This window comes from Campylobacter sp. (assembly GCF_020024835.1).
GTDB lineage: Bacteria > Campylobacterota > Campylobacteria > Campylobacterales > Campylobacteraceae > Campylobacter_D.
On sequence record NZ_JAHHTD010000051.1, the window covers coordinates 1 to 7,775 of the forward strand.

At 29.2% G+C, this 7,775-nt stretch carries 8 protein-coding genes and 1 pseudogene; 4 read left to right on the plus strand and 5 right to left on the minus strand.

Translation table 11 applies throughout. From position 1 onward, the window contains the following. Positions 1 to 121: 121 nt before the first annotated feature. The 4 genes from kdsA to pyrF are packed head-to-tail and all read left to right on the plus strand — an operon-like array spanning position 122 to position 2,488. Positions 122 to 925, plus strand: a complete 804-nt coding sequence (gene kdsA, locus QZ429_RS07070) for a 3-deoxy-8-phosphooctulonate synthase (protein WP_291953217.1) — start codon at positions 122 to 124, stop codon at positions 923 to 925. 11 nt (positions 926 to 936) lie between these two features. Next, entirely contained in the window at positions 937 to 1,407 is a 471-nt protein-coding gene (gene ribE / locus QZ429_RS07075; protein WP_291953219.1) for a 6,7-dimethyl-8-ribityllumazine synthase, read from the plus strand. Between the two features lie 2 nt (positions 1,408 to 1,409). Next, positions 1,410 to 1,808 (plus strand): transcription antitermination factor NusB, encoded by a 399-nt coding sequence (gene nusB, locus QZ429_RS07080; protein ID WP_291953221.1) that lies wholly within the window; start codon positions 1,410 to 1,412, stop codon positions 1,806 to 1,808. After that, positions 1,805 to 2,488 carry an orotidine-5'-phosphate decarboxylase gene (gene pyrF / locus QZ429_RS07085; RefSeq protein ID WP_291953222.1) on the plus strand — a complete coding sequence of 228 codons (684 nt, stop codon included), beginning with the start codon at positions 1,805 to 1,807 and terminating at the stop codon, positions 2,486 to 2,488. The genes nusB and pyrF overlap by 4 nt, the downstream gene beginning before the upstream one ends. A gap of 11 nt (positions 2,489 to 2,499) precedes the next feature. On the opposite strand, the gene QZ429_RS07090 is transcribed toward pyrF, so the two are convergent. From QZ429_RS07090 to QZ429_RS07110, 5 genes and pseudogenes are all read right to left on the minus strand, one after another. Then, positions 2,500 to 2,910: an META domain-containing protein gene (locus QZ429_RS07090; protein WP_291953223.1), complete on the minus strand. Its 411-nt coding sequence runs from the start codon at positions 2,908 to 2,910 to the stop codon at positions 2,500 to 2,502. Positions 2,911 to 2,970: 60 nt separating this feature from the next. Further along, positions 2,971 to 4,503 (minus strand): bifunctional phosphoribosylaminoimidazolecarboxamide formyltransferase/IMP cyclohydrolase, encoded by a 1,533-nt coding sequence (gene purH, locus QZ429_RS07095; protein ID WP_291953225.1) that lies wholly within the window; start codon positions 4,501 to 4,503, stop codon positions 2,971 to 2,973. A 4-nt stretch (positions 4,504 to 4,507) separates the two neighbouring features. Beyond that, complete coding sequence (locus tag QZ429_RS07100) at positions 4,508 to 5,281, minus strand: molecular chaperone DjiA (protein WP_291953227.1); 774 nt, start codon at positions 5,279 to 5,281, stop codon at positions 4,508 to 4,510. 2 nt (positions 5,282 to 5,283) lie between these two features. After that, positions 5,284 to 7,461 (minus strand): phosphoribosylformylglycinamidine synthase subunit PurL, encoded by a 2,178-nt coding sequence (gene purL, locus QZ429_RS07105; protein ID WP_291953228.1) that lies wholly within the window; start codon positions 7,459 to 7,461, stop codon positions 5,284 to 5,286. A 13-nt stretch (positions 7,462 to 7,474) separates the two neighbouring features. After that, positions 7,475 to 7,775 (minus strand): annotated as a pseudogene (locus QZ429_RS07110) (tRNA uridine-5-carboxymethylaminomethyl(34) synthesis GTPase MnmE); the annotation flags it as partial.

Consider the following 7,775-nt stretch of genomic DNA (forward strand, 5'->3'; position numbering starts at 1 on the left):
ATTAAAAGCATTGTTTTATTTATTATGGATTATAATGAGTTTAGTATTTAAATTTTTTGCTCTTTTTGTGAAATGATTGAATATATGGGTTAAAAATAAAATACAAAAATAAGGATATAAAATGCAAAAAATGATATTGCTTTCTGGTCCTTGTGTGATAGAGAGTGAAGAGCTTGTTTTTAAAGTAGCACAAGAATTAGAGTGTTTTTTAAAAGATGATAGGATTGATTTTTATTTTAAGTCAAGTTTTGACAAGGCAAATAGAACTAGTATAAATAGTTTTAGGGGTCCTGGCATAGAAAAAGGTTTAGAAATTTTACAAAAAGTCAAAGATAAATTTGGTATGCAAATTTTAACAGATATTCACGAGAGTTCTCAAGCTAGTGTTGTGGCTGAAGTTGTAGATGTATTGCAAATACCAGCATTCTTATGCAGGCAAACAGATTTATTAGTCGCTGCAGCAAAAACTAAAGCTAAAATAAATATAAAAAAAGGACAATTTTTAAATCCTGATGATATGAAATATAGTGTTAGCAAGATTTTGCAAACTAGAGGCATAAATGAAGAAGGATATGAGGTAGCTAAGCATAATGGAATTTTTGTAGCTGAGCGTGGTTCAAGTTTTGGTTATGGAAATTTAGTTGTAGATATGAGGAGTTTGATTATAATGAAAAAATATGCTCCTGTAATTTTTGATGCAACTCATAGTGTGCAAATGCCTGGAGCAAATGGCGGTAGTAGCGGTGGGAGAAGTGAATTTGTAGAGCCTTTAGCAAGAGCTGCTGCAGCTGTTGGAGTAGATGGATTTTTCTTTGAAACTCATTTAAATCCTTGTGAAGCTTTATGTGATGGACCAAATATGCTTGATATATCAAGACTTAAAAAGTGTGTAGATACACTTTTAAAAATTAAAGAACTTATTTAAAAAGGAAAATAATGAAAATCATAGAGGGAAATTTAAATTTAAAAGGTGATGAAAATATAGCAATTATTAATGCTAGATTTAATCACATTATAACAGATCGTTTAGTCGAGGGTGCAAAAGATGCTTTTATTCGACACGGAGGAAAAGAGGAGAGATTAAATCTTGTGTTAGTTCCTGGTGCTTTTGAGATTCCTTTTGCTTTAAAACAGATTTTAGAAAGTAAAAAATTTGATGCTGTGTGTTGTTTGGGTGCTGTTATTAGAGGTAGCACTCCTCATTTTGATTATGTTGCTGCTGAAACTACCAAGGGTATTGCAAATGTGAGTTTAAATGCAAATATACCAGTTAGTTTTGGGGTTTTAACCACAGACACAATTGAGCAAGCTATTGAAAGAGCTGGAAGTAAAGCTGGAAATAAGGGTTTTGAAGCAATGCTTACAATAATAGAGATGTTAAATTTGATTAATAAAATCAGGATTTAATAATGGCAACAAGACATCAAGTGAGACAAAGTATCATTTCACTTTTATATGCTGCAGAACTTCATCAAGAAAATCAAGAATTTATTGATGAGTTTTTAGATGAAAAAAAAATTCGTAATAATCAGAGAAAATTTACTCTTGATTTATATCAAGGAATTAATGAAAAATTAGAAATTTTAGATGAAAAAATTAATAATTATTTAAAAGAGCATAAGCTTAATGAAGTGGCAAATATTGAAAAAGCTATTTTGCGTTTAGGCACCTATGAGATTTTATTTACTTCAACACAAAAAGCCATTATTATCAATGAAGCAATAGAGCTTGCAAAAGAAATGGCAGGAGACAATGCGCCTAAGTTTGTCAATGGAGTTTTAGATAAAATTAGCAAGGAAATAAAATGAAACTTTGTGTAGCTTTTGATCTTGCTAGTTTTGATGAGTGTATTGATTTAGCTAAAAAATTAAAAGGTTTAGATATTTGGATTAAAATTGGCCTTAGATCTTATTTAAGAGACGGGATTAAATTAATAGAGAGTATAAAAAAGATTGATGAATTTAAGATTTTTTTAGATTTAAAAATTTATGATATCCCAAATACAATGGCTGATGCTTGTGAGGAACTTGCAAAGATAGATGTAGATATGATTAATATCCACGCAAGTGCTGGAAAAACCGCTATGATTACGATTATGGATCGTTTAAATGCTTTACACAAAAGGCCTTTAATACTTGCAGTTTCAGCTCTTACTAGTTTTGATAATACTGAATTTAGTAGTTTATACCATCAAAATATCAATGATGCTGTGAAAAATTTTTCAAAAATAAGCTATGAAAGTGGATTAGATGGTATGGTATGCTCAGTTTATGAGAGTTTATTAGTGAAAGAATTTACTTGCAAAGATTTTATTACTTTAACACCTGGAATTCGTCCTTTCAAAGAAGAGATAAATGATCAAAAAAGAGTTGCTAATATCCAATGTGCAAAAGAAAATTTATCTGATTTTATAGTTGTAGGAAGACCTATTTATAAAGCATTAGAGCCTAGAAAGATTTGCGAAGAAATTCTAGCTTGCATAAAATAAGTCTTAAAGACTTATTTTAAATATATTTTCATTTTTTTATTATCTAAGATAATGTTAGTATCATTACTGCTAATTTTAAATTCTCCATTAAAATTTTTGAGAAAATTATTTTCAAATTCCATAGAATTATTATCACAAAGCATTTTAGTGGAAGCAAGATTGTTATCTATTATTATAGTATTTTCTTTATCTGTATAAGTTCCAAAAAATCTATTGCAAGCAGCTATTCCAAATACTCTTTTGTCTTTGTTATCAAAATTAATACTTGTTTGTGTATTTTTAGGAGCAATATAGACTTTATTGTCAGTTTCAAAATGAGTGATGTTAAATTCTTTATTTTGTATATCATTTACACTTAAAGTTGTTACCGAACAAGCACTAAACATAAAAGCCATTAATCCTATAAAATGTAATTTTTTCATTATTTATCCTTTCTAATATTTGTTTTATTTTATACATTATTAACTTATAATATATGGAATTTAATGTAAAAAATGTCTCGTTTTGCTAAAATAAAGTGCTATACCATATTCGTTTGCAGCTTGAATAACTTCATCATCTCTTATACTTCCACCTGGTTCTATAATGGCTTTAACGCCAACTTTACTTGCTTCGTCTATACTATCTCTAAAAGGAAAAAATGCTTCACTAGCTAAGACACATCCATTAAGATCAAGCCCCATTTCTTTAGCTTTATTAATAGCAGCTTTTGCAGCATCAATACGGCTAGTCATACCCATACCAATAGCAACCATAGCCCCATCTTTAACATAAACTACATTATTTGATTTTGTAAAAGTAGCAATTTTTAAAGCTATTTCAAGATCTTTAAGCTCTTGTTCATTTGCTGCTCTTTCACTTTCGAGTTTAGCATTTTTGATTTCATCATCAGATATTTTATCGCTATTTTGATAAACAAAACCTCCATCAATGTGTTTAAAATCATATTTATCATAAGCTCGTATTAAAAATGGTGTTTTTTGAGTAAAAATCTTAATACGCTTTTTGTCTTTAAAAACTTCCAAAGCTTCTTCATCGATATTTGCAGCTATAATCACCTCTATGTAAATTTCATTGATTTTTAGTGCTAATTCTTTATCTAATTTTCCATTGATGGCTACAACTCCACCATAAGCACTTACATTGTCGCATTTTAAAGCATAAATATAGCTTTGTAATAAATTTTCTTTTATAGCAAAACCGCAAGCATTAGCGTGTTTAACGATAGCTACTGCTGGAGCTTCACCAAAAGCACTTGCTAAATTTAAGGCTGCATTAATATCGGTTAGGTTATTAAAACTTGCTTCACCTTTTAATGTGATGAAATTATTAGAGAAAAAGTTATTAAATTCATATAAAGCACCTTTTTGATGAGGATTTTCTCCGTATTTAGTGTCAAAGACTTTATGGCCTATTATGAATTTATTTGCTCCAAATCCATTATTAAAACGTTCATTCATATAATTTGCTATATAAGCATCATAATATGCTGTATGCTCATAGGCTTTTATCATTAATTTTAAGCGAAATTGTTCATTATTTTCATTTGCTTTTAAAGTTGAAATTACATATTTATAGTCTAAAATATCACATACTACTATAACGTCTTTATAATTTTTTGCCGCACTTCTTATCATAGCAGGACCACCAATATCAATATTTTCTATAATTTCATTAAAATCATTACTTGTCATAGTGGTTTTTTCAAAAGGATATAAATTAACACATATTAAATCAATGCTTAAAATATCATTATCTTTAGCTTGCTGGATATGATTGGTATCATTTCTTTTATGCAAAATAGCTCCGTGAATTTTAGGATGTAAAGTTTTAATACGACCTTCAAATAATTCAGGACTTTGTGTGAAATCACTAACTTCAGTTGTTTTAATATTATTTTCCTTTAAGAGTTTAAAAGTCCCTCCAGTTGAAAGAATTTCAAAATTTAGCTCTTTGAGTTCTTTTGCAAATTCAACTATGCCATCTTTGTTGCTCACACTTAATAATGCTCTCATAATTTTATCCTTTGTCTAAATATTTTTTGATTTTTTCATACGCTTCATTGATTTTTTGAAATTTAGCTATACCAAGTTTTAATTCGTTTTCACTAACATTATTTGCATTTAAAATATCAGGATGATATTTTTTAGCTAATGTTCTATATTGTTTTTTTACCGCATTTAAATCTGCTGTGTTTGGAAGCTCTAAGGTGTTAAAAGCTTCTTCTAAACTCATTTCTTGTTTGGAATTTTTAAAATTTGATAAATTAGTTATAAAAGCGTTAAGTTCAGATTTTGCAATATTAAAAGCTGTGGCTATTTGTTCTAAAATTTCTTGTTTTTTAGTATTTAATTTTCCATCAATTAATGCCATAAATACTAAAACTCTCAATACATTTAAACGTTCATTTTTAGGCAAAGGCACTTCTTTCATAAAATCTTTTGCAACATAATATGCATCATTTAGATTTTCTTTGTGCTCATTAAAACTCATTTTTAAAAATGTTCTTTCTTTTTCATCTTTAGCATTTGCGTCTAAAATTTGACTTATCATATCAGCTTCATCTTGACTTACTCTACCATCGCTTTTAGCTATTTTTGCTAAAAGTGCTATAGTATAATAATTCATTTTTCTTTTAAGTTCATTTATTCTTTCTTCCATTACTCCATGAGTAAATCCTTTAAAAAATCCTTTAGTTCCACGAATAGTAGGATCTAAAAAATCTTGTTTTCCCCAAGTTTTGTAATACCAATAAAATGCCACAATAGCAAATAATAAAATAATAAAAATCATTTTTATCCTAAATATTCTTCAAATTTTTCAAAATAAAGTTTTTGTAATTTTTCTAATGAAATTTTTATATTATCTAAAATGAATTCATTTTCATTAATTACTCCAAGCTTTAAAAAATTAAGTTTAAAATTTTGAGTAAGTTTGATAAATTCTTCTTCATTTTTTACTCCTACTATAGCTCTAGTCGGGCTTTCTTCAAAAACATAACTTTCATCAATAAAATTACTTTTTGCAAGAATACCCAATGCTCCTTTAGCACTCATTTTAGCTAAAGTCATAGCTATACCACCTATACCAACACTATTTGCACAATCTAGCAAATTACATTCGTTAGCTTCAAGTAAAAAATCCCAAAGTTCTAATTCTTCTTTAAAATCAATCTCCTCAAGTGTTCCTGCAACTTTTTGATCTAAAATTTTTGAAATCAATGAACCACTAAAATTTCCTTTACTTTTACCTATTAAGTAGATAGCTTGAGTATCTTTACTAAAAAAAGAATTTAAGATTTTATTTGCATTTTTATTGACTCCAACACAGGCTATAGTAGGGCTAGGAAAAATACTTGCACCATTTGTTTCATTATATAAAGATACATTGCCACTTACTACTGGAGTATTAAGTTCTTTGCAAGCTTGTTTAATACCTTCGCATCCTTGGGCAAACTGCCACATTACTTCTGGATTTTGAGGATTACCATAATTTAAACAATCACTAATAGCTAAAGGTCTTGCTCCTGAACAAGCTATTTTTCTACCAGCACTTGCAACTGCTGCTGTGGCTCCAATTTTAGGATCTACATAATTTAATCTTGAATTACACTCAATTGCCATAGAAAGTAAGCAATTATTTTCTTTCACTCTTATGCTACTTGCTCCAAGATTACCATCGCTTTTTAGTGTATTTGTTTGAACGCTAGAATCAAATTGATCATAAATATAAGCTTTATTGCTAATATTTTCATTAGCAAGTAATTTTTCAAAAGCCTCTTGTGTGGAAATTTCCAATTTAAATTTATAATCTTTGATATCATCTAGATATTTTGGTCGATTAATAGGTCTATTTAATATCGGTGCTTTTTCGCTTAGTGGTTCAATAGGTATTAAGCCTACTAATTTATCGTGCCAGAAAAGCTCCATTTTGCCTGTATTTGTTACTTCGCCTATAATTGCCGCATCAAGCCCCCATTTATTAAAAATTTCAATAATTTTATCTTCACAACCTTGCTTTGCACAAATTAGCATTCTTTCTTGAGATTCGCTAAGCATTAACTCATAAGGTGTCATACCTTCTTCTCTCATAGGAGTTTTATCAAGAAAAAGTTTCATTCCGCTACCACTGCGTCCAGCCATTTCAAAAGAGCTTGAAGTAAGTCCTGCTGCACCCATATCTTGTATCCCAATAATATAGTCGGTTTTAAAAAGCTCAAGGCAAGCTTCCATTAAAAGTTTTTCAGCAAATGGATCGCCAATTTGAATCGTAGGTCTTAAACTTTTATTTGATTCATTAAAGCTATCGCTAGCCATAACAGCTCCTCCAAGCCCATCGCGACCAGTTTTTGAACCTACGTAGATTACGGGATTTCCTACACCTTCTGCTTTTGCATAAAAAATATCTTCAATTTTGCAGATACCAAGTGCAAAAGCATTGACTAAAATATTTCCATTAAAGCATTCATCAAAAGCACACTCTCCACCTATTGTAGGCACTCCCATACAATTACCATAATGTGAAATTCCATTTACTACGCCTTTTACTAAATATTTTTGATGTTTTCCTAGTTTTTCATCGTGGATATTTCCAAATTTTAAAGAATTTAAACTTGCAACAACTCTTGCACCCATAGTAAAAATATCTCGTAAAATACCACCCACACCAGTAGCAGCACCGGCAAAAGGTTCGATAAAACTTGGATGATTGTGGCTTTCTACTTTAAAAACAGCAGCCATTCCTTTTCCTATATCAATAACTCCAGCATTTTCACCAGGACCTTGTATTACCCACGGAGCCTTAGTGGGAAATCCATTAAGATATTTTTTACTTGATTTATACGAGCAATGCTCACTCCACATTGCTGAAATAACTCCAAGTTCTAATAAATTTGGTTCTTTGCCTAATATATTTAAAATTTCTTGATACTCTGCGTCGCTAATTTTATGTTGTCTAATAATTTCTTTATTCACTTCATCTCCTTTATTATTTACCTAAACAAAAGCTACTAAACATTTCTTCTAAAATTTCATCTCTTTCAAATTTTTTTGTAAATTTTGATATTGCTTTTATAGCTAAATTTAATTCAAAAGCAAAAAGTTCTAGAGAATTTTCTTTTAATAAATCTTTTGCACGAAAAATTGCTTCACTAGCTTCTTTACAACTATTTAAAATTAAAGCATTGCTAATTAACATATAATCACCATCTAAAGTATCTAAATATTTATTTAATACATTTTTTACTTCATTACTTGAATTTTTAGCACAAATTTTAATACAAGAATCT